Here is a 22,511-nt window from a genome sequence, read left to right as displayed (position 1 = left end):
CTTTGGTTATTGGTGTTGGCGCTGTGGCAGCAATGAGGCTCTTTGCCCAAGATTGCCGCAGACGCCGCCGCCAAGGAAAACCGAAACCACCAAGAACCTGTCAGTTCTGGCCACCTGCAAAACCCACCGTCTGTCCGGCCAGGGTGCACAACGCCAGCGGCGATGGCACACTTGCGGGCCCCTTTCGGCACGACGGCAAGCACCATGGCAGATCAGGCAATCATCAACGAAGTGGGGCTGCGCGACGGCCTTCAGAATCAACCGGTAACCGTGGACACGGCCACCAAGGCAAAACTGGCCCAGTTACTGGTCGATGCGGGCATGCGCTACCTGGAACCAGTGAGCTTTGTGAGCCCCAAGGCGATACCGCAGATGGCCGATGCCGCCGCCCTGACGCCGCTGCTGCCGCAAGGTGACGCGCTGCACATCCCTCTGCACTACACGGCCCTGGTCCCCAATCTGAAGGGCTACCAGCTGGCGCGGCATGCGGGCTACCCCACGGTGGCGCTGGTGCTGTCCACCACCGATTCCTTCAACGAGCGCAACCTGCGCATGAGCCTGGAGCAAGCCGCGCAAAGCTGTGAAGCCATCATTGCGGCGGCCAAAGCGGACGGCATTGCCACCCGCACCTATATCTCCGGGGCCTTTGCCTGCCCCTACGACGGCCCGGTGCCAGTGACATTGCCCCAGCAACTCAGCGAGCGCATGTTTGCTGCAGGCTCCGACGAGGTAGCCATTGCCGACACCATTGGCGCCGGCAATCCGCAGCAGATGAAGGACATCATGGCGCCGCTGATCCGCGAATTCGGGGCGGAGAAATTCTACGTGCACCTGCACGACACCCGCGGGCTGGCCGCCGCCATGGCCTGGGCCGCTGCGGATCTGGGGGTGCGCCGTTTCGATGCCTCGGTGGGCGGTCTGGGCGGCTGCCCGTTTGCCCCCGGCGCCACCGGCAACATGGCCACTGAAGATATGGTCTACCTGCTGGAAAGTGCCGGCCTGAAGACCGGTATTGATGTGGAAAAACTACGCGCCGCCGTGGCGCTGGCACAGGAGGCCACCCAGCGCCCACTGGGCGGGCGCATCCTCAGCTGGATGGAATCCCAGGAAAAACAGGGCAAGACGCCCTGTCTGTGGTAATCAATCGCCCAGCAAAAGGTTCATCGTGGATGAGCGGGAATCGTCTACAGAAAAGCCCTCTTCCGTAGGAGCGTCGCTGGCGGCGCGATAACCCACGTCGTTTAAGACTGATTTACCGCTGGGGGTACAGGGTTCACAGAGGAAAACCACCTTCCTCTGTGAACCCTGTGCCCTCTGTAGTGAAAATGCTTTTATTCCTGGTCTGGGATCACGCCGCCACCGAGCGTAACGAAGAAACGCCCGCAGGACGGCCCGAAGAGCGAAGCGAATAACCGACGCTCTTACAGCACGGGAGGGGATTAAATTGAGCTTTTCCCGGAAACCCGCAATGAACCACAAAAAAGCCAACCCCCACCATCAAAGACGCCGGGCAACCTCATTGCCCGGCGTTTCATTGTATGGCGTCTTATTGCTTGTCTATCCCGTTATCAGGGTGTGTAGGGATAACGGAACTCGCCAGACAAGGAAATGGCGTCATCATTGTTGGGCAGGACCGGCCCCATATTCCTCGCCACCAGGGTTGCGATATAAGTCCCTTCTACCACGCCATCGCTTACGCTGGTCACATTGATGGTACAGGAGGCGCCTTCAGACAGGTTTTGTGTGCCTGACTGGGTGTAGGTCGCGCTGTAGGGAATGTCGGCCGGCGTTGACAGTGACATGGTCGGTTTCAGGCCACCCACATCCGTGTTGCAGGTAAAGCTGCCGACCTGCATGGGAATATTGGACCACACCATCCGCATCAGGTTATTGGGCGATTCCAGATCACTTAACACCTTGGAGAAGTAACCGTTACTGCCGTTGGAGGAATACTCCGAGGCCAGCTGAAAGCGCTCCCCCTGGGTGAAATGCGTGTTGCCATCATCAATGGTCATGGAAATCCCCTGGGTTTCCTCACCCAGGGCGCCTTCATCACCGCCGTTGTCAGCATGGAAGGTCTGCGTGGTGAAGTTACGGAACTTGCCATGCACGACCAGGGTTCGCTCGGCAGCGGGCAATTCAATATCGCCTGTCCCCAACCCTGAGCCAAAGGCGGCACCGCCCCCATTACTCGGCCCCATCAAGGTAGCCGTATACGTGCCCACATATTTACGGCCAGCATTCTGTTCGACGGTAACCGTACAACTGCCCCCGTTGGCACTCTGGAACTTGAACAGCGGGTCACTGACCGTCACCCACCCCATCTTCAGAGTCACTTCCGTGTCACCATCCTCGCAGCTGTATTCGCCTGCCGCGGGGTTGTTGTTGCTGCCGGCCTGGATCTCGAATTTCAGCGTGTGGTCAGGATGTGAGCCATCCAGCAATGGCCTGCCACCCAGAAAATGGCCAGAGCGCATTTCGCGAGTACCGCTATCAATGGTCATGTCCCAACGGATTTCATCTGCCAGCGCCGGCGCCTCACCCTCTGTGCCAGTGTGAATGAAAATACGGAACTGGCCACCGCTCAGGGTGATTTGTTCATCATCCTTGTCGTTGCTTAGCGTGGCGCTGATGATGCGGCCTTCCGTGGCGCCGTTGCTGAAGTGGTAATCCACGTACAACTCGCACTCTGTAGCCGTCCAGGTTTTCTGCACCACTGGGCTGGCAGCGTAGTCTACCGTCAGCAGGGAGACACCCGTACTCTGGCCACACAGCTGAGTACCCAGATTGCCGTGGGCCACGTTCACCTGAGCCCAGGCCAGATCATCGCCATTAAACGGCGTCGTATTAATGGTGTTGTAATCACTGTCATAGTTATGGGCACGAATCTGGCGCTTGGCCGTGGTGGCCATGAACGATTCGATAAACGGTTGCTCCAGGGCCCAGACCTTGCCATCGTGCACAACTGCGACACCATTGCGCATCTCCAGCAACTCCGCACCGGGCTCTGGTTCCGGGTCTGTGCTGTCTTCCTGAATCAGGGCACGCGTGGTTACACCAGCCCCGTCATCATGAATGATTTCCATGACCTCCAGGTCTGCGTTGAGATACACCCGTACGCGCTCGTCGCTATCAGACTGGCCATAATTCACCGCGACACGACGGTCGGTGGCCACATTGGTGCGGTCATAAATTTCAACAATGTCGGCAACGGTAAAACCGATGTCGGTGTCAAAATCGATATCACCCTGTGCCGAAATGATAACGGTGCCACGGGCATGGTTACGGGTGGCACTTCCACAACTCGCGCAGTAACCCGGGTCACCCTCGCCGTTACCGATCACCGTGTAAGTACCGGCGTAATTCGTGAGTACGTTGAGGTTCGCGGGTAATTCCGGGTCAACCGGTTCTTCGTCTTCCGGCGCGTCCGGGAACTGGTTCAGGTTGCCGTCTTTCACCAGATTCAGCAGTGCGTTGTAATCAGCGATAGAGGGGTCGTCATCAATGGCTTCCTGGATCGCATCCAGCACCTGGTCCCAGGCATCGCCAACCGCCAGCGCGGTGCTGAACGGGTCGCCGCCGGGCAGGGTAAAACCGGCATTGGTCATGGCCGTAAGCAGCTCGGTTTTCTTGCTGGCAATGGTGCTGGCATCGGGCCAGTTGGCCGGGGTCGCACTCCAGCTGCCGTCGGCAAGGCCGGTAGCGAGGGCCAGCACCATGTCGGTGATCGGGGTGATATTGATCGTTCCTGCCTGGCTGGCATAGCTGCGCAAGGTTACCGAGGGCGTGCCGCCGGTTACCGTCAACACACACGGCAAGGCAGTGCTGGTGATGTCGCCACTCCAGACCCCATCGGCATTGGTGGTAACGGTGGACGTGAAGCCACTGCCATCGGCACATTCTGCGGTAACGGTGCCGGTCTGGATGGCGGCACCGACGGCTGCAGTACCAGAAAGGCTTGACGCGGCAGGCGCAGACGGCCCGCCGCCTCCGCCATTACCGCTCGAACTATCGCGACTGCTGTCGCCGCCACAACCTGCCACGGCCAGGATGACCCCCAGCAGTCCGGCACGAAACACGAACTTCCCTATTGTTGGCTGCATACCCGATCCCCACGCTGCCTGATTAAAATGGATACTGGCAGCATAGGAGTGGTGGGGAAATTTCAGCACCCCCTAAACAGGGGGGAGGAAACCGGTAAGCACGGGGGGCTCGTTCAGGAGGGATTTACCAGCCCCATATGGATCGCTTTCAGGGTCGCTTCCGCACGGGTATTGACCTGCAGCTTGGCATAGACGTCTTTCATGTAACCGGCCGCCGTATAATGGGAAATACCCAGTTTCTGAGCTGCATGCTTCACGCTCAATCCCTTAGCGATCAAGGTCAGCATATCCTTTTCTCTCCCGGTCAGGGTCGCTTCCTTTTCGCCAAAGACGGGATGAAACTGCTCAAGTACGCACCGGGCAATGGAGGCTGACAACGGAGGGCGACCAGCAAGGATGCCGGACAACTGATTACTGAATTCGGCCTCGGTATCATCTTTCAACAAGTATCCATCCGCCCCGGACCGCAAGGAACCAAAAAGATGCTCGGCATCATCAAAGATGGTGGTGACCACACACATCGCCTGGCGATTGGCTTCCTTGAAGGGTCGAATCAGTCCAACACCATTCCCATCGGGCAAGCCCAGATCAATCAACGCCAGATCATAGGCGTGCGCATCGATTTTATCCCGGGCTTGCGCCAGCGTTCCCGCCTGGTCTATCTGTGTCGGCGACAGCAGGCTGGCCACCTGTCCGTGCAGCCACTGAGCCACATCAGGCAGATCTTCCACAATCAATACCTGCCTGATTGCATCCATGCTTGCACTCCAAATCCGCGAAAATAAAAATGTGAACCGAATCACGCAAATAATATATTCTTCAATCGTCCAAAAACAGATTGTTCTAATCACCGTAGTAGTAATCGGTGGCAACCCCATGGATCAACCCCCGAAAAACGGGGGTGAGGTAATGTCATTGCACATAGGGAACATGCATGCTTTCGCTGAAAACACGAATTATTACCGGGCTTTTTCTGGTGGCACTGTATGGCCTGATGGCTATCGCAACGGCACTCACCCTGCCCACTAGTGACATCACCTTCCAACAGAAGGCCGAGCAGCTTGTCGCGGATATTCCTGGCACGGGCGAGATTCTTCTCACGGCGTTCAGCAATGGCCGATCCTCACGTCCTGCCGCCCCCTTCCTGCTACTGGAAGAGCCTGATGTTCTGCCTCACTACACCGAGCTCAATGTGTTTTTCGAAACTCACCGCGAGCTATCCCAATGGCTTTCCGATGGCCAGCTGATGCTGGTGGATGATGCGGGCAACACTTATCCCGTACAGTTACAGCAACGGCACCTGACCCAACTCCCCGGCCTTTTCTGGTTACAGCTGGTCTGCGGATTGGCTGGCATGGTGATTTGCATTCTTGTCTGGGTACCAGCAAAACACGAGGTGGCCATTACCTCATTTGCGGTAACAGGCCTGAGTTATGTGCTTTTTTCCTCGGCTGCCGCCATTTACAGCACTCGCGATTTCTTCATCTCCGGCACGTTGTTCGCCTGGCTTTCAGGGCTTAACCATCTAGGCGCCTTGTTGTTTTCTGCCTCTCTCGCCGCCTTCTTGTGGAACTACCCGCGCCGGTTCCCTTCACGTTGGCTCACCACAGGGTTTTATCTGGCATTTTGCGTAGCCATTGTCATCGATCAAACTCAACAGGTGGCCAGCCCTGTTGACGGTTTCCATTCCTGGGTAATGGCAATCTTTCTGGCAGGACTGCTGGGGTCAATCTGGCAGTGGCGGCAGACAAGACAGCAACCGGGTGACCGCTCCGCATTACGTTGGGTCGTCATTTCCATTGTTGCGGGTACCGCTTTTTTTGCCGGCGGCATGATCCTTCCTGCGATGCTTCAGATCGCGCAACCAGCGTCACAGGGGCTGCTTTTCACGACCTTCCTGCTGATGTATCTGGGCATGGCACTGGGCGTGGTAAGGCATCGGCTTTTCGCACTCGAACCGTGGTGGTTTTCGTTATGGTCCTGGTTGCTGGGCGGCCTCTTTATCATGCTCACGGATCTGTTGCTGGCCATGATGCTCAGCCTGTCCGGGCCGGTCACGCTGACCCTGTCCGTAGCCTTTATTGGCTGGCTTTACTTTCCTCTACGCCAGTATCTGTGGAGAAGAATGTTTCTCCGCCAGCGCCAGGAGCTGGATGAATGGCTGGCCCAGGCGCTGCCCGCCATGCTAGCCCAACAGGAAACCCAAACCGAATCCGGCATGGAGCAAGCACTGAGAGCGGTATTCCAACCCCTTTCCATAGAAGCGCTTGCTACAGTCAATGCACACATCAGCATCCCTGACAAAGGGCAAACCCTGATCGTTCCAGCTCCCCTGGAGCAACGCACCTGGAAGCTGCAGCACGCCCAACAGGGTGGCCGCATCTTCAATCGACAGGACATCCATATTGCCGGCCTTGTATTGTCTCTGCATCAGCTGGTCACCCAAGCCAGGATTGCCCATGCCAAAGGAGCCAAAGAGGAACGACTGCGGATACGCCGGGATATGCATGATGATCTGGGCGCAAAGCTGTTGCAGTTGTTGCATCGCTCCTCCGACACTACCAAGCCGCTGGTGCGCGAAGCTATTCATGACTTGCGTGATCTTCTTAAAGACATGGAGGGCGAATCACTCTCCCTGGAAGCGGCCATACTTCAATGGCATGAAGAAACCCAGCAGCGCTGTGAAGACCACGGTGCCCAACTGGTATGGCAGGCCCGACCCAACGCCACTGTCCTTGGTGCCAGCGAGTTCAGTGAGCTGACACGCATTCTGCGCGAAGCAGTGACAAATGCACTCAAGCATGCCTCAACCACCGTTCTGTCTGTCACCGTGGATAGCCCAGGCTCTACCCTGACGCTGGTGGTTGAGAATGACGGACTGCTCGCTGAGCCCCCCGAGGGGACCGTCCGGGGCCTGGATATCATGGATGGCCGGGCACGCAAGCTGGGCGGGTGGTGCCAATACAGCAAGTCCGATGATCGCTGGCAAGTGACGCTGGAGGTTCCGCTTTCCAGCACCATGGCATAATACGACCGTCGCAAAATAACGGGCCGTAATGCGGCCCGTTATTTCTTCCCCCCAAGATCAGCGAGAGGCTGCCGCTTTCACGGCAACCATGCCGACCAGCCCTTGCGACAAACTCTGTGTTTCTGCGTCATAGGAAGCAGGAATCAGATTAACCTGGTAGCGGGTAATATCCCTGGCCGTTGAATTGGAGGTGCCGCTCATCGCGCTCAACAGACCCAACCCCTTGCTGATACCGGAGGTGACTTTGTCGCTTGTGGTGGTGACATCTTCAATGCTGCTATAGAACGGGTTAGGCGTCGCCAACGCATTGCTGGTGCTGAATACCGGCATATGGTTTGTCTTGATCATGCACTCTTCCTTGCCAAAACGGCTCCAGCATTTTTGTTGTGCAACCGGCTGGAAACGAACATCCCCCCGCGCCGTCAGCTGAACGGTGGCATCCACCTTGGCGGAATCCTTGCTGGCCAAGCCGGCAAAACTTTTGTGCCCATCTGACTCGAGTTTGGCGAAATCAATCAGAATGTTGATGTTTACACCGGTCAGCCCAAGATCCTTGATCAAGCGCCCTTCATGTTGCTGGGCCGAACTGCCCGCTGCGGCCTTGAAGGCTTGTCCAAAGCCGCTTGCCGTACCGATATAGCGAGGGTCAGAAATGGTTTCTCCCTCGCGGCCCATGACCAGATAACGGGTGCCGCCTGCCCCCTTGTATTCGAAGGGGCTTTCCCGGCCTTCAGCATGCATTGCCTGGTAGTGAGAATTCGCCTTCAGGATTTGGTGGGGAACTACCTGAAATCCGGCATCACCCAGTTGCTGCTCTGCGTTATCACAGGCTTGATTGGCAAGACGCTGCATTTCTGTCTCATCGACGCCCTTGGCAGCGTAGGTCACCGTCACCTTCACATCCGAGCGACGGGTTGTACCAGTGGCACGCATGGCATCCGAACGGAAACCTCCACTGGTAGAAGCAGACGCCGCACTATTGACACCAAACATCACGTTGCATGATAGCACCCCGATTTTTTCGACGCCCTTCATGTACTTTTCATTCTCCGCCGCGATAAAGGTGCCTGCCTGGCTCGCGGCAGAGCCATTGGCATCATACGCCGGCGCCTCGCTACCGGTTGTGGCACAACCCGATACCAGCGCGGCTAGCGCCATTGCCGGAACCACCTTGCTCCCTGATGTCTTTTTCATTGTTTTTCCCTATGGATTTTGATCTTTTCTGTTGCCCAAACAAAGATGCAAAACACGAGCATGGGCAATCCAGCCAGCTGGCGTGCATCCGTTCCTGACAACGGCATTAAGCGTTCTCGCTTGGAAAAGCTGGCCAAAAAAGAGCCTGGCGTTTCGGGAGGGTAACTATGGCGGGCAACTTCCGCAGAGAGCAGAACTGGCATCCTTGCCGGCCAGGTGCACGACCAACACATCCCTTGCCATGACCAACTTCCCAGTTATGAGAAATCAGTCACATCCTACGGTGCTGTGGGAGGGGCGTGACCCCCCTGAACAGGGGGGCACAGAAGAACAACCGTTTTTAATCGCGGCAGGGCCAATGCCCCGCCTCACGCTTATCGCGGCGCGATAATCATGCAAGTACAGGTGGCGTGGGCGTAGAGTTTGCCTTCGTCATCGACGATGCGCCCTTCCGAGATCACCAGGCTGCGCCCCCGGTTAATCACTTTCCCTTCCGCCCGGTAGGCCTTGTCGAAGGTCAGCGGCCGGCACATCTTGATGTTCAGGTCCGTGGTGCCGTAGCTCTCGCCGGCAGCCAGCACCGTATGGGTGGCACAGCCAGTGACGGAATCGAGCACGGTGGCAGCGAACCCGCCGTGCACTCCGCCCAGCGGGTTGGTGTGACGTTTGTCCGGGGTCGCGATAAAGACCACACGGCCTTCTTCCACGGTATCCGGGTCCATGGGGATGGTTTCAGCAATAGGAGCACGGGGAATCTTGCCGGCAGCGAAAGCCTGCATGATTTCCAGGCCGGTCATGGTAGCAGGGTTCATGGTCATTCTCAGGGTAATGGCGTTGCCGGCATTATAGGTTCCTATTTGGAACTTACAACTTTAATGCAATGCCCCTTATAGCCGAGCCCCCTGAGCGCCCCGGGAAACACGCTCAACAATCCAGATTTACTGCGATTCAGAGCAAAGCCGTGCGCACGCGGTTGCGGCCAGCCTCCTTGGCCGCATACAAAGCCTGATCCGCCACACTCAATAGCGCCTCCGGGTCTGCGCCGGCGGTGGCGTTTCCGCAGGGCATGAATGTGGCCACGCCAACACTCAGGCTCACCTCCTTGTTCAGGGTGGTAATGCCCGCCACCGCACGGCGGCAGCGCTCCGCCACACCCTCTGCCGCCTGCACATTAGCGGTGGGTAACAAGGCGACGAACTCTTCACCCCCATAACGCGCCAGCACATCGGTATCCCGGATCATCGGACGCAGCGCCGCCGCCACGGCCTGTAGCGCTACATCTCCTTCCATGTGGCCGTAGGTATCGTTGTAGTGCTTGAAGTAATCCACATCCATGAACACCACGGAAATCGGCTCACGGCTGCGTTCACAACGGCGGAATTCCTGGCGCAGGCTTTCCAGCAGCACCAGCCGGTTATGCAGCCCGGTAAGCGGGTCGGTGCGTGCCATGTCCGCCAGTTCCTGGTTGAGCTGCTGCAGTTCGTCCTGCTTCTGTCGCAACGCCCGTTCGGCGGTGACCTGGGCGGACACATCCTCAATCTGGGAGAGAAAATACCGGGGCGTGCCATCCGCGTTACGCACAATGGACACTGCCAGCAAGACCCAGACAATATGCCCATCCTGGTGAAAATACCGTTTCTTCATCCAGTAACTGTTGCGCTTTCCTGCCAACAGCGCCTGCACCTGGTGCAGGTCCTTTTCCAGGTCATCCGGGTGGGTAATGGTCTGAAAGTCACTGTCCAGCAAGGTCTGTTCGTCATAGCCCAGAATGTTGCACAGTGCCGGGTTCACCCGCATCCAGCCCCCTTGCGGGGAGACGATGGCCATGCCAATGGCCGCGTGCCGGAACGCGCCCTCGAACAGGGCCATGTTCTCTTCCATCTTGTTAACGGCCAATTGCCGCTGCTGATTCAGGTAGTCCTGCTCCAGCGCCTGACCGAGGGATTTGCCCATCAACTCCAGAAACTCCATTTCTTCGATGCTGAAGGGCTCGTTCCGGGGTGCCGGATCGCTGAAATTGAGGGTGCCAAAAATCTCGCCCTGCACATAAAGCGGCACGGCCATGTAGGATTCCAGCTGCATGCCCACATACACCGGATGCGAGCGCATCTCTGCCAGTTCGCCCACATGGTGCAACGCCACCGACCCCTGTTTGCTGACCACGGTGGAACAGTAGGTATCACCCAGCGGGAAATGATCCCCGGTACTGATACCCCCGTCGCCGGGCTGCACCGCGAGCACTTCGTAGTCACCGTCTTCAATGCGGCTGACAATGCCAATGGAGAGGCCCAGCAGACGGCACCCCACGTCCAGGTACGCGGCATACAGTTGCGCAAAATCACCGCCAGGCAGCAGTGACAGCTGGTGTAACTCTCTCAGGCCGATCAGACTGAAATCTGCACGGTCTTCCATCTCTCTTCCCCGCGATAGATCCACAACGCATCAATGCGCCGCTGTTATTGCTACGTTGTAACCAAAGGCGCAGCGCAAGTAAAAACGCTTGCACTGATTTGCACTATGGCAGCCTGACGCTTTTCATGCCGCTGAAACAGAAAAAGGCGCCGTGTGGCGCCTTTTTCCTGTCTGCCGCTGCGTTAATGCAGCCTGAAGAGGATCTGTAATAGCTGAATGCCCAGCAGCACAATCAGCGGGCTCAGATCGAACCCGCCCATGGGCGGCAGCATCTTGCGAACCGGCGCCATGATCGGCTCGGTGACCTGCACAATCACCCGGACCACCGGGTTATACGGATCCGGCGCTACCCAGCTGAGAATCACCCGAATCAGCACCGCCCAGAACACATAGTTGAGGATCAGGCTGGCCAGCTCCTGCAGGCTGTAGATCACCAGTTGCCCGCCAATACCCGACGGAAAGCCGCCCACCTGGATGCCGAGGATCAGCACCGCCTTGAGCATGATCAGCACCACCACCAGCACCAGGGACGCCACATCCAGCCCACCGTAACCAGGAATGATCCGGCGTAGAGGCTTGAGCAGCGGATTGGTGGCCTTGAGCACAAACTGGGAGATCGGATTATAAAAATCCGCCCGGGCCAGTTGCAGCACGAAGCGGGTCAGTACGATGAAAATGTAAGCGCTGAAGGCAAAATCCAGCAAAAAAACCAGGGCACCCTGCGGGTTCATGGATCACTCCGTTGCGATGTCTTGACCGGCGTTTAGCCAGAAGCTGGGACAGAGTTTGGGGCAAAGGGGGCAAATTTCAAAGGGTGGACAAAAAACAGTAACGAGAAGCGAGTGACGAGTTGCGAAAATCAAGACCACCTTCGGGGTTCACTTCTCGCAACTCGAAACTCGTTACTCGCCTTTTACCCCGCCAGCTCTTCGGACCGCTCCCGGGCAGCGGCGACGGCCGCCTGCACCTGTTCGCGGAAACCCGCTTCTTCGAACACATTCAGCGCGGCAGCGGTGGTGCCACCGGGGCTGGTGACCTGCTGGCGCAGTACATCCGGGCCCACTTCGCTGGTAATGGCCAGCTGAGCGGCGCCCCAGGCGGTTTGCAGCACCATCTGCCGGGCGGTCCCCGCATCCAGCCCCTGGGCCTTGGCCGCTTCGATCAACGATTCCATCAGCAGGAAGAAGTAGGCCGGGCCGGAACCGGACACCGCGGTGACCGCATCCAGTTCTTTCTCTTCGTCGAACCAGAAAGCAATGCCCACGGAGCCCAGGATCTCCCTGGCCATGGCTTTTTGTGCATCGCTCACGTCATCGGCGGCATACAGGCCAGTGGCCCCTGCCTGGACCAGTGAAGGCGTATTGGGCATGCAACGCACAATCGGGGTGCTACCCAACCAGTTGCGCAGGTTGCCTACGGTGACGCCGGCCGCGATGGAGATCACCAGCGGCTGACGCTCAGCAATCAGGTCGCGCAGATCGGTGCACACCTGCTCCATCATCTGCGGCTTTACCGCCAGCACCAGCACGTCGACGCGACTGGCCACGTCGCGGTTTTCCGTGCTCACGTGCACCCGGTGCAGCTGGGCGACTTCGTCCAGGCGCTCTTTGGAGGGATCGCTCATCCAGATACGGGCCGGGCGAATTCCTTTCGCCACCATGCCACCGGCCAGGCTGGTTGCCATGTTGCCGGCGCCGATAAATCCGATTAGTTGTTGTGCCATAACTGCGCAGTCCTTGTTGTCAGGCCTTGGGCGGGCGCGGGCCGAACAGGGCGGTGCCCAGCCGGATCAGGGTGGCCCCTTCTTCAATGGCCACCGCATAGTCCGCGCTCATACCCATGGAGAGCGTATCGAGGGCGGGCATTGTATTGCGCAATTGTGACAGTGTCATGGCGAGCTGTCGGAAGGCGGCACGATTACCGTCATCATTGTCCGCCCGGGGAATCGCCATCAGCCCCCGCAAACGCAGGTTGGGCAGTGATTCCACCGCAGCGGCCAGCTCGGCCACGCCCGCCAGCGGCACCCCGCTCTTGCTGGCCTCATCATCCACATTCACCTGTATACACACATTCAGCGGTGGCAGATCCGGCCCGCGCTGTTCGCTCAGGCGACGAGCCACCTTGAGGCGATCCACTGAATGGACCCAATCAAAGTGGGCGGCAATATCACGGGTCTTGTTGGACTGAATCGGCCCGATGAAGTGCCACACCAGCCCCCGCCCCTGCAGCGCAACAATCTTGTCCAATGCCTCCTGCAGGTAGTTTTCCCCGAAATGGCGCTGCCCCTGGTCTGCCAGTTGGGCCAGTTCGTCTGCGGTGCGGGTCTTGCTGACCGCCAGAAGCTGCACACTGTGCGGATCGCGGCCTGAGCGCGCGCATAATGCATTTATTTGCTTATCAATGTGCAGCAGTGGTGATTTGACGTCAGTCATTATTGAACGGCTCAAGAGGTCGGGTTACTTTAGGCATGCGACGAATTTCTGAGTAAGCCGAGATCCGGCTGCCTACATAATAACAAAAGGGTGCTTATGGGCGTCCTTTCCAATACCTGACAACGCAAGTATAAATCATGGATATTACCGAGCTGCTCGCTTTCAGCGCCAAAAACGGCGCCTCTGACCTTCACTTGTCCGCCGGCCTGCCCCCGATGATCCGGGTGGATGGCGACGTGCGCCGCATCAACCTGCCGGCCATGGAGCACAAGGAAGTCCATTCATTGATCTATGACATCATGAATGACAAGCAGCGCAAGGATTTCGAGGAATTCTACGAAACCGATTTCTCCTTCGAGGTGCCCGGCGTGGCCCGTTTCCGGGTGAACGCCTTTAACCACAACCGTGGTGCCGGTGCGGTATTCCGGACCATTCCCTCGAAAGTGCTAACCATGGAAGACCTGGGCATGGGCAAGGTGTTCCAGAAGATCTCCGAAATGCCCCGGGGCATCGTACTGGTCACCGGGCCCACCGGTTCCGGTAAGTCCACCACCCTGGCGGCGATGATCGATTACATCAACGATTCCCGCTACGAGCACATCCTCACCATCGAAGATCCCATCGAATTCGTGCACGAATCGAAAAAGTGCCTGGTCAACCAGCGGGAAGTGCACCGCGACACTCTGGGTTTCTCCGAAGCGCTGCGCTCGGCCCTGCGGGAAGATCCGGACATCATCCTGGTGGGTGAGCTGCGGGATCTGGAAACCATCCGCCTGGCGTTGACGGCGGCAGAAACCGGCCACCTGGTGTTCGGCACCCTGCACACCACCTCTGCGGCCAAGACCATTGACCGGGTCATCGACGTATTCCCCGCGGAAGAAAAATCCATGATTCGCTCGATGCTGTCGGAATCCTTGCAGGCGGTGGTATCGCAAACGCTGCTGAAGAAAAACGGCGGCGGCCGGGTGGCAGCCCACGAAATCATGATGGGCACTCCGGCCATCCGGAACCTGATCCGTGAAGACAAGGTGGCGCAGATGTACTCTGCCATCCAGACCGGCGGCGCCCTGGGCATGCAGACTCTCGATCAGTGCCTGCAAGGGCTGGTGCAGAAAGGCCTGATCGCCCGTGACGTGGCCCGCGAAAAAGCCAAGAGCCCGGACTCAATCTAACCCCGAACGCACGGCACCGGTGCCCACTGAGGGCGCCGGCGGAATCAGCACAGGCAGGCCATAAGCATGGAATTCGAAGAGCTTCTCAAATTAATGGTACAGAAAGGCGGGTCAGACCTGTTTATCACCGCCGGCGTCCCCCCGAGCATGAAGGTGAACGGCAAGATCCTGCCGGTGACCAAGAGCGCGCTGACCCCGGACATGACCCGGGACATCGTGTTCGGCGTCATGACCGAACAACAGCGCAAGGAATTCGTCGCCAACCACGAGTGCAACTTTGCCATCTCCGCCCGTGGCGTGGGCCGTTTCCGGGTCTCCGCGTTCTACCAGCGCAACCTGGTGGGCATGGTGCTGCGTCGCATTGAAACCAAGATTCCCAACGTGGACGATCTGCGCCTGCCGCCGGTGATCAAGGAACTGGCCATGACCAAGCGTGGCCTGGTGATTTTCGTGGGCGCCACCGGTACCGGTAAGTCCACCTCGCTGGCGTCCATGATTGGCCACCGCAACAAGAACTCCAAGGGGCATATCATCACCATCGAAGACCCCATCGAATTTATCCACCAGCACCAGGGCTGCATCGTCACCCAGCGTGAAGTGGGCATTGATACCGAGTCCTTCGACGTGGCGCTGAAGAACACCCTGCGCCAGGCGCCGGACGTGATTCTGATCGGTGAGATCCGCACCCCGGAAACCATGGACAAGGCCATCGCTTTCGCGGAAACCGGGCACCTGTGTCTGGCTACCCTGCACGCCAACAACGCCAACCAGGCGCTGGACCGGATCATTCACTTCTTCCCGGCAGACCGCCACGGCCAGCTGTGGATGGACTTGTCCCTGAACCTGAAAGGCATCGTCGCCCAGCAATTGATCCCCACCCCGGACGGCAAGGGCCGCCGCGCGGCCATCGAAGTGCTGCTGGGCACGCCGTTGGTCCAGGACCATATCCGCAAGGGCGAAGTGCACCAGCTCAAGGCGCTGATGAGCAAATCCCGCGAGCAGGGCATGCAGACCTTCGACCAGGCCCTCTACGACCTGTATTCCGCCGGTGAAATCACCTACGAAGACGCCATGCTCCACGCGGACTCCCCCAACGACCTGCGCCTGATGATCAAACTGGGCAACGAAACCGACGCCTCCAGCCTGGACGTGGCCACACGGGGGCTGAGCATCGAGGATACGGAGTAGGAGACGCTGCAGGCGGCACGCTTCACGCAACAACCCGGATGAAGCCACCTGCGCCCTGAAAAAAAGAGGCCGCGCCCATCCACCGGGCGCGGCTTACTCATTTCAGAGAACCGCCCGCGTTGCCGCTTTGCGCTTACCACTGAATCCCGCGATAACAAGGACGCTTTTTACTTTACCAACGGAGGGGGAAACCCATGCAACAAGAAAAGGAAACACACCTAACACCCATCGGCTACCTGCTATGGTTTTTTGGCGGCCTGTTTGGTTATCACCGGTTTTACTATGGTCGTCAGCTCACCGGCTTGCTGTGGATGTTTACCCTGGGCGTCTTTTTCATCGGCTGGGTCGTGGACGCATTCTTGATCCCCAGCATGAATCAGGATGCCAATAATCAGTTCAAAAGCGGCGACACCGACTACAGCGTAGCCTGGGTATTGATGCTGTTTCTGGGCGTATTTGGCGCACACCGTTTCTACATGGGCAAGATGGGCACGGGCATTCTCTACCTGCTGACCTTCGGCCTACTGGGTTTCGGCGTACTCTACGACCTGTTCACGCTTAATGGCCAGGTTTCCGAGCGCAATGGCGAAGCGGCCCGGGGCGAGCCCGTGCCAGCTTGAAAAAGGGCAGGCCACAAGCTGCAAAGCAAACTGGCCTCTTTGTGGAACGAAACAGGCCGCGCCCATCCTTTGGGCGCGGCCTGTTTCATTCTAGCTTCTAGCTTCTAGCTTCTAGCTTCTAGCTTCTAGCTTCTAGCTTCTAGCTTCTAGCTTCTAGCTTCTAGCTTCTAGCTTCTAGCTTCTAGCTTTCAGGAGGATGGCTCACTTCCGGGATCATGCAAGCCTGAACGAATAGCGACGGTTTTTCTTCGCTGGAAGCTCGTTGCTCGCAGCTGATCAATAATGCGGCGGCGGGGCGTCTTCGACCTGGGTGGCCTCGAACGCCTCTGACAGATCCATCAGCCTATCCGCCATCTTCCGGCAGGTTTTTTCCAGCGCATCGATTTGGCGCTGCTGGTCACTGACCACCTTGTTCAGTGACTCCACCAGATCCTCCTGGTAGGCCAGCTTGGTTTCGATATCAAGAAAACGCTCGTCACTCATTGGGTCTGCTCTACGGTATAGCTTTTGTGGGAAGCGATGCTCGCATCGCGAACGGACTGCACCATTGTACTGGCCCTTTACCCATAATTCCGCTATGGTTTTCCCCGTCTTGGGGGAGTAGTCGCTCGATCGCTTTTACGCAAAGCCCCTTGGCGGTCATCAACATAGTTGCGCCTCATGCGCATGGTGGCTGCGTCCGCATCCGGGGAGTCTTGACTCCCCCAGGATTGACGAGACCTGAGACATCGCAGGCATTCCGCAGGGGCGGGATTGGCCGGTGATGTCTCTTGTCGTGCAATCCCGCCCCACTGGAACTGTTCATGGAAGCCCTGCTCAGCTCGTTTCTGTTGGTTGCCCTTGGTGAAATTGGCGACAAGACCCAGCTGCTGTCCCTCGCGCTGATTCTCAAATTCCGCAAACCCTGGCCTATCCTCGCCGGCGTAGTCATCGCCACCCTGCTTAACCACGGCGCCTCCGTCTGGTTTGGCGACTGGCTGGCCGATGCCATCCCGATGGAATGGCTGCGCTGGATTCTCGGCATCAGCTTTATCGGCCTGGGCCTGTGGATGTTGATTCCAGACGGCGATGAAGACGTGGATGACAACCCGCGCTTCGGCCCCTTTCTTACCGCGCTGGTGCTGTTCTTTATTGCCGAGATTGGCGACAAGACCCAGCTGGCCACTATCGCCCTGGCCGTTCAGTTCAAGGACCAGTTCTGGCCGGTACTGAGTGGCTCCACCCTGGGCATGGTGGCCGCCAACCTGCCGGTGATCTGGCTGGCGCACCAGTTCGGCAGCAAGCGCTTTGAAACCTGGGCCCACCGCATCAGCGCGGCGCTGTTTGTCGGTTTCGGGGTCTGGGCGTTGGTGTAGGAACAACTGACGCCTGACGCCTGACGCCTGACGCCTGACGCCTGACGCCTGACGCCAAAAAGCGTATGCTCACGCGCTATCCCTGCAACCTTGGTCGCGCTGCAAGGCGTCAACGTCTGGCGTCCGGCATCTGGCCTCTAGCGGAACTCATTCATGGCCCTCACCGCCACCATCTACAAAGCCGAGCTCACCGTCTCCGATATGGACCGGGATTATTACGCAACCCATAACCTGACGGTGGCGTTGCACCCTTCAGAAACCGAATCGCGAATGATGTTGCGGCTGCTGGCCTTTGCCCTGAATGCCCATGAAGATCTGACGTTCTCGCGGGGCCTGTCCAACCCTGAAGAACCGGACCTGTGGCAACGGCACCCCAACGACACCCTGGCACACTGGATCGAACTGGGCATGCCCGACGAGAAGCGGCTGCGCAAAGCCTGCGGGCTGGCCGAGCACGTGACCATTTACTGTTACGGTCCACGCGCTCCACAAGTGTGGTGGGACAGCATGAAGAACAAGGTGCGCCGCTTCGATAACCTGACCATTGTCCATGTGGACGCGGACAGCGAAGCAGCACTGGCCACCTGTGCCCAGCGGGCCATGCAGTTGCAGGCCATGATCCAGGACGGGCAGGTCTGGTTGGGCACCACCGACAATAACGTGGAGGTTGCCCTGGAAACCTGGTACCCAAACAACGCCCACTGATGGGGACTCTTTGTTTCCACCGCGTAGCCCGGGCTGTGCACCCGGAGACCCTTGTCTGCATCGCCGAAACGGAGTTCGCCATGCCCGCCTCACCGTCACAGCCAACAAAACGTAAAGAGCCGGAATAATGAAGAAAATCATCCTGGTAATTGGCGTATTGTCGCTGGCAGGGTTTACCACCTGGTGGCTGCAGGATGCGCCGCTTGATGACGCCGCCCGGCAGTGGCTGAACACCACACCCACTGATGACAACCCCGCTTACGCTTATCTGTTGGGCTTTGGCGCACCCGCCGATCAATCACCTGAGCGGCAGGGAAACGCACTGGTGCAGCGCCAGAAAATCCAACCGGATCTGTCGCTTCCCAATGATTATCGGGAACTGAATGCATCGCCCTTGCTATGTCAAAAGATGGACTCGGCCTGCCTGCTTGAGCAGCAGGACAAGCGCATGCAGGCCGAGGCTCTGGTAAACCAGTATCAGTTCCTGATTGATCGCTACCGAACCCTTATCGGGTTTGCGTATTTCTCGGACAATACACCACCGTACCTGGAGGCTAGCTTTCCCGAGTACAGTCTGCTGCTCACCGCTTCGCGTCTGCAGTCTCTGGCCTGGGCAATCAGCGAAACCCCGGGGGAAGACATCGGCAAAGAAATCCAGCAGCTTCGCCACTGGCTGGCACAGGACCATAGCCTGATCAGCAAGATGATCGCCAACGCCATGCTGGCCGAAAAACTGCAACTGGTGGCGCTTCTGGTTCAACAGGGAAAAATGTCGGCGCCGAATCTTGCGTCATTGAGCCCGGCAGAAAGAAGTTTTCATTCGCCATTGAAGAAAGAATTCTCGCTGATGGCGCATTTCTTTCTCCATGAGCAATACCGTGAGGGACAACAAAGCGCGAGCTGGTTTGAGGAAATACAATTCAAAGCGGGCCTGAAAAAAAATATCAGCGTGAATCGCATGCTGCCGCTTTATCAGCACTATGCAGACCTGTCGGAGCAGCCGGTTGACGTTATTGAAGCTGATACGTTCCAGCCCGAACCAACCTCAAAGAGCGAGGCAATTCGCAACCCCATCGGCAATATTCTGCTGGAAACCGCATCCCCAAATTTCAAGGAATATCTGCTTCGACTGGTGCATCTGGAAGCGCGCATGGCGTTACTGAAAACGCTGGGTGATACCGATACACCCCAGCGGGCAGACAACCCCTGGACACCGGGCAAGGACGACACGCTGACCCGCCAAGACCAACGGCTATGCTTTCGCCACGCACCGGACAATGATCGTTATAATTCCTGCCTGCCTTTGCTGTGAATAAAAGTAAGCTGCCGCTTGAGCATGAAGCCTGTTGTGTGAAGCGTGCAGCGCCTCCTTTTACATACTCCGTTGATTCACCCGCGCCATAAGCTGCTCGGCAGACTCCTTGCGCTCTGAATAACGATCGGTGAGGTAGTCACTGCGGTCACGGGTCAGGTAGGTAAACTTCACCAGCTCTTCCATCACATCAACAATGCGATCATAAAAACCTGACGGCTTCATACGATCATTCTCATCGAATTCCAGGAAGGCTTTCGGCACAGAGGATTGATTGGGAATAGTGACCATGCGCATCCAACGTCCCAACACGCGTAACTGGCTAACCGTGTTGAACGACTGGGAGCCACCGCTGATTTGCATTACTGCCAGGGTTTTTCCCTGGGTCGGGCGAACCGCGCCAAGTGATAAAGGAATCCAGTCGATCTGGGCTTTCATGATGCCGGTCATGGCGCCGTGACGCTCCGGCGAGCACCACACCATGCCTTCACTCCAGGTCACCAGATCACGCAGCTCCTGCACCTTGGGGTGTGCCACGTCTTCGCTGTCCGGTAACGGCAAACCATCGGCATGGAAAATTTTTGTTTCTGCCCCCATGGCCTCCAGTAAGCGCGCCGCTTCCTGCACCACAAGACGACTGAAGGAGCGCTGGCGCAGGGAGCCGTACAACAACAGGATGCGCGGCTTGTGCGTGGACGGCTGATCCCGGAATACGCTGTCGGCAGTGGGGATCTGGAAACAATCGTTATCGAGATTGGGCATATCTTTCATAACAGCATCTCTATTTTGTCTGTAGGAGCGTGCTTGCACGCGAATGGCCAGTAACGAGTAACGAGTAACGAAAATCAAAACCCAGGTACTCGGTACTCGCTCACCTTGCCGGTTCGGCTGCAAGCAGCCTCCTACAGAAAACACTATGCAGGGAGCCGACCCCCGGAGGGATCAGACAGGGTCTTTTTCGAACCAGTGCGAGGTACGGTTCACAATCGCCACCAGCGACAACATCACTGGCACCTCCACCAGCACCCCGACCACCGTCGCCAGGGCGGCACCGGAATGCAGACCAAACACACTGATCGCAACAGCCACCGCCAGCTCGAAGAAATTGCTGGTCCCGATCAGGCAGGCAGGGCCGGCTACGTTATGTTTCAACCGCAGGCGTTTTGCCGCCCAGTAGGCGATGACAAAAATGCCGTAGGTCTGAATCAACAGCGGAATAGCAATCAGCACGATGGCCATGGGCTTGGCGAGAATGGTCTCGGCCTGGAAGCCAAACAACAGCACCACCGTGGCCAGCAGCCCCATGACACTAACCGGTTTAAGACGCCCGACAAAATGCGCCACCCGCTCATCAGTGCCCAGCCATTGGCGAGTAAGGAACCCGGCAATCAGCGGCAACAGTACATACAGCACCACGGACAACAGCAAAGTATCCCAGGGCACGGTAATGTCGCTGACACCCAGCAACAAACCGGCGATGGGAGCAAAGGCAAACACCATGATGATGTCATTTACCGACACCTGCACCAGGGTGTAGTTGGCATCCCCTTTGGTCAGCTGACTCCACACAAACACCATCGCGGTACACGGTGCCACGCCCAGCAGGATCATGCCGGCGATATACTCTGTGGCGGTTTGTGGATCGACCCAGCCGGCGAAAAAGACCTTGAAGAACAACCAGCCCAGCGCCGCCATGGTGAACGGTTTGATCAACCAGTTGATCACCAGAGTGAGCAACAACCCCCGTGGGTTCTGGCCCACTTTCTTGATAGCGGTGAAATCAATTTGGATCATCATCGGGTAGACCATCACCCAGATGAACACGGCCACCGCCAGATTCACATGGGCATACTCGAACCCGGCCACCGCTTCGAAAGCACCCGGCATGGCCACACCCAGAGTCACCCCGGCAACAATCGCCAACGCCACCCAGACACTGAGATATCGTTCAAAAAACGGCATTACGAATCACCCAGATCCCGGTGAATTTTTTGAGCCGTTGCAATCAACCCCAGCGGATTGATGGACGCCAGATCCAGTGCCGCCAGTGCTTCAATACGAGCATGCAACTCGTTAAAGGTAGTCTCAAAAGCGGCCCGAATCGTTTCTTCGCTGCCAGTCACGTGGGCAGGATCTTCCAGGCCCCAGTGAACTTTCGGCGTATCACCCAGCCACACCGGGCAGGACTCACCCGCAGCGGCATCACAGACCGTAATCACCAGGTCAATTCTTTCCCCTTCCAGATCATCCATGGATTTGGAGCTGGGATTGTTCACCGACACACCATGACGGGACAGCACGGCCAGGGCGCTTTCATTGACCTTGCCGGCGGGCATGCTACCGGCACTCAAACCGTGCAACTTGCCTTGACCCAGGTGATCGGCCAACGCTTCACCAATGATGGAGCGACAGGAATTACCGGTGCACAGGAACAGGACATTCAGGGGCGTATTCATCATCGTCTCTCTAAGTTCAGCCGCAGCAGGCGGTATTGGTAAGGGAAATGTTCAACGACGCCCGGGCTGGCGCCACCAGTGCCTGAATCGCAGCCGTGGCCCAGTCCGGCAAGGCCGGATTCAACTGATAATGCATCCAGGTACCCTGCCGCCGGGCCACCACCAACTCGCATTGACGCAGCTGAGCCAGGTGGCGAGACACAGTGGACTGCGGCGCCTGCATGGCCTCCACCAGATCGCACACGCACACCTCCCCCTGACCGTGCAGCAGGCAGATCAGGCTGAGGCGAATATCGTCGCCGAGGCATTTGCAGAGCTGGGTGGGTGTAAGCATGTGCGAACCTTATATCCGTATATTCGGAAATACGGATATTAGCGACATGATACGCGACACGCAACATGCTTCATTCAACATCGCGGGGCGATTTCATGACGATGGCGGAAAGAAAAAGGCCGCGCCCGAAGATCAGGCACGGCCTTGTAAAAGATCGCAGGAGCGGGTTTTCCTTGTAGCTCGCCGCTTGAAGCTCGTAG

Annotated in this window: 21 protein-coding genes; 8 read left to right on the top strand and 13 right to left on the bottom strand. The window is 57.8% G+C overall.

The genetic code is table 11. The annotated features are described in order from the left end of the window. Positions 1 to 204 precede the first annotated feature (204 nt). Positions 205 to 1,140 carry a hydroxymethylglutaryl-CoA lyase gene (locus COA55_RS08995; protein ID WP_290501645.1) on the top strand — a complete coding sequence of 312 codons (936 nt, stop codon included), beginning with the start codon at positions 205 to 207 and terminating at the stop codon, positions 1,138 to 1,140. Positions 1,141 to 1,568: 428 nt separating this feature from the next. On the opposite strand, the gene COA55_RS08990 is transcribed toward COA55_RS08995, so the two are convergent. Together COA55_RS08990 and COA55_RS08985 are read right to left on the bottom strand one after the other, a co-directional pair. After that, positions 1,569 to 4,103: a hypothetical protein gene (locus COA55_RS08990; RefSeq protein ID WP_290501644.1), complete on the bottom strand. Its 2,535-nt coding sequence runs from the start codon at positions 4,101 to 4,103 to the stop codon at positions 1,569 to 1,571. 113 nt (positions 4,104 to 4,216) lie between these two features. Further along, positions 4,217 to 4,861: a response regulator transcription factor gene (locus COA55_RS08985; protein WP_082872546.1), complete on the bottom strand. Its 645-nt coding sequence runs from the start codon at positions 4,859 to 4,861 to the stop codon at positions 4,217 to 4,219. A 176-nt stretch (positions 4,862 to 5,037) separates the two neighbouring features. Here COA55_RS08985 and COA55_RS08980 point away from each other — a divergent pair, with 176 nt between their 5' ends. Then, positions 5,038 to 7,131 carry an ATP-binding protein gene (locus tag COA55_RS08980; protein ID WP_290501641.1) on the top strand — a complete coding sequence of 698 codons (2,094 nt, stop codon included), beginning with the start codon at positions 5,038 to 5,040 and terminating at the stop codon, positions 7,129 to 7,131. Positions 7,132 to 7,188: 57 nt separating this feature from the next. On the opposite strand, the gene COA55_RS08975 is transcribed toward COA55_RS08980, so the two are convergent. The 6 genes from COA55_RS08975 to COA55_RS08950 all read right to left on the bottom strand — a co-directional run bounded on the left by COA55_RS08975 (position 7,189) and on the right by COA55_RS08950 (position 13,169). Beyond that, positions 7,189 to 8,325 (bottom strand): hypothetical protein, encoded by a 1,137-nt coding sequence (locus COA55_RS08975; RefSeq protein WP_290501639.1) that lies wholly within the window; start codon positions 8,323 to 8,325, stop codon positions 7,189 to 7,191. A gap of 374 nt (positions 8,326 to 8,699) precedes the next feature. Then, positions 8,700 to 9,137, bottom strand: a complete 438-nt coding sequence (locus tag COA55_RS08970; RefSeq protein WP_290501637.1) for a PaaI family thioesterase — start codon at positions 9,135 to 9,137, stop codon at positions 8,700 to 8,702. Positions 9,138 to 9,273: 136 nt separating this feature from the next. Further along, complete coding sequence (locus COA55_RS08965; RefSeq protein ID WP_290501635.1) at positions 9,274 to 10,737, bottom strand: diguanylate cyclase; 1,464 nt, start codon at positions 10,735 to 10,737, stop codon at positions 9,274 to 9,276. Positions 10,738 to 10,919: 182 nt separating this feature from the next. Then, a complete protein-coding gene (locus COA55_RS08960; RefSeq protein WP_063537726.1) occupies positions 10,920 to 11,468 on the bottom strand; it encodes a YggT family protein in 549 nt (182 codons plus the stop codon). A 182-nt stretch (positions 11,469 to 11,650) separates the two neighbouring features. Continuing rightward, positions 11,651 to 12,460, bottom strand: coding sequence for a pyrroline-5-carboxylate reductase (gene proC, locus COA55_RS08955; RefSeq protein ID WP_290501632.1), 810 nt, complete (start codon positions 12,458 to 12,460; stop codon positions 11,651 to 11,653). Between the two features lie 19 nt (positions 12,461 to 12,479). Further along, positions 12,480 to 13,169: a YggS family pyridoxal phosphate-dependent enzyme gene (locus COA55_RS08950; RefSeq protein WP_290501630.1), complete on the bottom strand. Its 690-nt coding sequence runs from the start codon at positions 13,167 to 13,169 to the stop codon at positions 12,480 to 12,482. Between the two features lie 137 nt (positions 13,170 to 13,306). Between COA55_RS08950 and COA55_RS08945 the strand changes: the two genes are divergently transcribed. From COA55_RS08945 to COA55_RS08935, 3 genes are all read left to right on the top strand, one after another. Continuing rightward, positions 13,307 to 14,341: a type IV pilus twitching motility protein PilT gene (locus COA55_RS08945; protein ID WP_063518985.1), complete on the top strand. Its 1,035-nt coding sequence runs from the start codon at positions 13,307 to 13,309 to the stop codon at positions 14,339 to 14,341. A 66-nt stretch (positions 14,342 to 14,407) separates the two neighbouring features. Next, on the top strand, positions 14,408 to 15,529 hold the full coding sequence (locus COA55_RS08940) for a PilT/PilU family type 4a pilus ATPase (RefSeq protein WP_063518986.1): 1,122 nt from the start codon (positions 14,408 to 14,410) through the stop codon (positions 15,527 to 15,529). A gap of 194 nt (positions 15,530 to 15,723) precedes the next feature. After that, a complete protein-coding gene (locus COA55_RS08935) occupies positions 15,724 to 16,149 on the top strand; it encodes a TM2 domain-containing protein (RefSeq protein WP_290501628.1) in 426 nt (141 codons plus the stop codon). A gap of 276 nt (positions 16,150 to 16,425) precedes the next feature. Here the strand turns inward: COA55_RS08935 and COA55_RS08930 are convergent, their stop codons facing one another. Then, entirely contained in the window at positions 16,426 to 16,632 is a 207-nt protein-coding gene (locus COA55_RS08930; RefSeq protein WP_290501626.1) for a SlyX family protein, read from the bottom strand. A 320-nt stretch (positions 16,633 to 16,952) separates the two neighbouring features. Here COA55_RS08930 and COA55_RS08925 point away from each other — a divergent pair, with 320 nt between their 5' ends. From COA55_RS08925 to COA55_RS08915, 3 genes are all read left to right on the top strand, one after another. After that, the gene (locus COA55_RS08925; RefSeq protein WP_363970133.1) at positions 16,953 to 17,504 is read left to right on the top strand and encodes a TMEM165/GDT1 family protein; all 552 of its coding nucleotides are present in this window, start codon (positions 16,953 to 16,955) and stop codon (positions 17,502 to 17,504) included. Positions 17,505 to 17,657: 153 nt separating this feature from the next. Next, positions 17,658 to 18,209, top strand: coding sequence for a YaeQ family protein (locus COA55_RS08920; protein ID WP_290501622.1), 552 nt, complete (start codon positions 17,658 to 17,660; stop codon positions 18,207 to 18,209). Positions 18,210 to 18,336: 127 nt separating this feature from the next. Continuing rightward, complete coding sequence (locus COA55_RS08915; protein WP_290501621.1) at positions 18,337 to 19,521, top strand: hypothetical protein; 1,185 nt, start codon at positions 18,337 to 18,339, stop codon at positions 19,519 to 19,521. 60 nt (positions 19,522 to 19,581) lie between these two features. On the opposite strand, the gene arsH is transcribed toward COA55_RS08915, so the two are convergent. The 4 genes from arsH to COA55_RS08895 form a co-directional block, all read right to left on the bottom strand. Further along, the gene (gene arsH / locus COA55_RS08910; protein ID WP_290501620.1) at positions 19,582 to 20,292 is read right to left on the bottom strand and encodes an arsenical resistance protein ArsH; all 711 of its coding nucleotides are present in this window, start codon (positions 20,290 to 20,292) and stop codon (positions 19,582 to 19,584) included. A 171-nt stretch (positions 20,293 to 20,463) separates the two neighbouring features. After that, positions 20,464 to 21,483 (bottom strand): ACR3 family arsenite efflux transporter, encoded by a 1,020-nt coding sequence (arsB, locus tag COA55_RS08905; protein ID WP_290501618.1) that lies wholly within the window; start codon positions 21,481 to 21,483, stop codon positions 20,464 to 20,466. Next, positions 21,483 to 21,980: an arsenate reductase ArsC gene (locus COA55_RS08900; protein ID WP_290501617.1), complete on the bottom strand. Its 498-nt coding sequence runs from the start codon at positions 21,978 to 21,980 to the stop codon at positions 21,483 to 21,485. The genes arsB and COA55_RS08900 overlap by 1 nt, the downstream gene beginning before the upstream one ends. Before the next feature lie 13 nt (positions 21,981 to 21,993). Beyond that, positions 21,994 to 22,311, bottom strand: a complete 318-nt coding sequence (locus COA55_RS08895) for a metalloregulator ArsR/SmtB family transcription factor (protein ID WP_290501615.1) — start codon at positions 22,309 to 22,311, stop codon at positions 21,994 to 21,996. Positions 22,312 to 22,511 lie beyond the last annotated feature (200 nt).

Origin of the sequence: Alcanivorax sp., from assembly GCF_002733835.1 — a bacterium.
Taxonomy (GTDB): Bacteria; Pseudomonadota; Gammaproteobacteria; order Pseudomonadales; family Alcanivoracaceae; genus Alcanivorax.
Note: the sequence above shows the minus strand (reverse complement) of the source record. Positions and strands in the feature narration are given on the sequence as shown.

What these genes read in the sequence shown, in the direction of transcription:
- COA55_RS08985 (WP_082872546.1), bottom strand. Translation starts at nt 4,861, where the DNA reads ATGGATGCAATCAGGCAGGTATTGATTGTGGAAGATCTGCCTGATGTG.
- COA55_RS08960 (WP_063537726.1), bottom strand. Translation starts at nt 11,468, where the DNA reads ATGAACCCGCAGGGTGCCCTGGTTTTTTTGCTGGATTTTGCCTTCAGC.
- COA55_RS08930 (WP_290501626.1), bottom strand. Translation starts at nt 16,632, where the DNA reads ATGAGTGACGAGCGTTTTCTTGATATCGAAACCAAGCTGGCCTACCAG.
- COA55_RS08970 (WP_290501637.1), bottom strand. Translation starts at nt 9,137, where the DNA reads ATGAACCCTGCTACCATGACCGGCCTGGAAATCATGCAGGCTTTCGCT.
- COA55_RS08925 (WP_363970133.1), top strand. Translation starts at nt 16,953, where the DNA reads ATGGAAGCCCTGCTCAGCTCGTTTCTGTTGGTTGCCCTTGGTGAAATT.
- COA55_RS08980 (WP_290501641.1), top strand. Translation starts at nt 5,038, where the DNA reads ATGCTTTCGCTGAAAACACGAATTATTACCGGGCTTTTTCTGGTGGCA.
- COA55_RS08900 (WP_290501617.1), bottom strand. Translation starts at nt 21,980, where the DNA reads ATGATGAATACGCCCCTGAATGTCCTGTTCCTGTGCACCGGTAATTCC.
- COA55_RS08915 (WP_290501621.1), top strand. Translation starts at nt 18,337, where the DNA reads ATGAAGAAAATCATCCTGGTAATTGGCGTATTGTCGCTGGCAGGGTTT.
- COA55_RS08920 (WP_290501622.1), top strand. Translation starts at nt 17,658, where the DNA reads ATGGCCCTCACCGCCACCATCTACAAAGCCGAGCTCACCGTCTCCGAT.
- COA55_RS08950 (WP_290501630.1), bottom strand. Translation starts at nt 13,169, where the DNA reads ATGACTGACGTCAAATCACCACTGCTGCACATTGATAAGCAAATAAAT.
- COA55_RS08975 (WP_290501639.1), bottom strand. Translation starts at nt 8,325, where the DNA reads ATGAAAAAGACATCAGGGAGCAAGGTGGTTCCGGCAATGGCGCTAGCC.
- COA55_RS08995 (WP_290501645.1), top strand. Translation starts at nt 205, where the DNA reads ATGGCAGATCAGGCAATCATCAACGAAGTGGGGCTGCGCGACGGCCTT.
- COA55_RS08945 (WP_063518985.1), top strand. Translation starts at nt 13,307, where the DNA reads ATGGATATTACCGAGCTGCTCGCTTTCAGCGCCAAAAACGGCGCCTCT.
- proC (WP_290501632.1), bottom strand. Translation starts at nt 12,460, where the DNA reads ATGGCACAACAACTAATCGGATTTATCGGCGCCGGCAACATGGCAACC.
- COA55_RS08965 (WP_290501635.1), bottom strand. Translation starts at nt 10,737, where the DNA reads ATGGAAGACCGTGCAGATTTCAGTCTGATCGGCCTGAGAGAGTTACAC.
- arsB (WP_290501618.1), bottom strand. Translation starts at nt 21,483, where the DNA reads ATGCCGTTTTTTGAACGATATCTCAGTGTCTGGGTGGCGTTGGCGATT.
- COA55_RS08895 (WP_290501615.1), bottom strand. Translation starts at nt 22,311, where the DNA reads ATGCTTACACCCACCCAGCTCTGCAAATGCCTCGGCGACGATATTCGC.
- arsH (WP_290501620.1), bottom strand. Translation starts at nt 20,292, where the DNA reads ATGAAAGATATGCCCAATCTCGATAACGATTGTTTCCAGATCCCCACT.
- COA55_RS08935 (WP_290501628.1), top strand. Translation starts at nt 15,724, where the DNA reads ATGCAACAAGAAAAGGAAACACACCTAACACCCATCGGCTACCTGCTA.
- COA55_RS08940 (WP_063518986.1), top strand. Translation starts at nt 14,408, where the DNA reads ATGGAATTCGAAGAGCTTCTCAAATTAATGGTACAGAAAGGCGGGTCA.
- COA55_RS08990 (WP_290501644.1), bottom strand. Translation starts at nt 4,103, where the DNA reads ATGCAGCCAACAATAGGGAAGTTCGTGTTTCGTGCCGGACTGCTGGGG.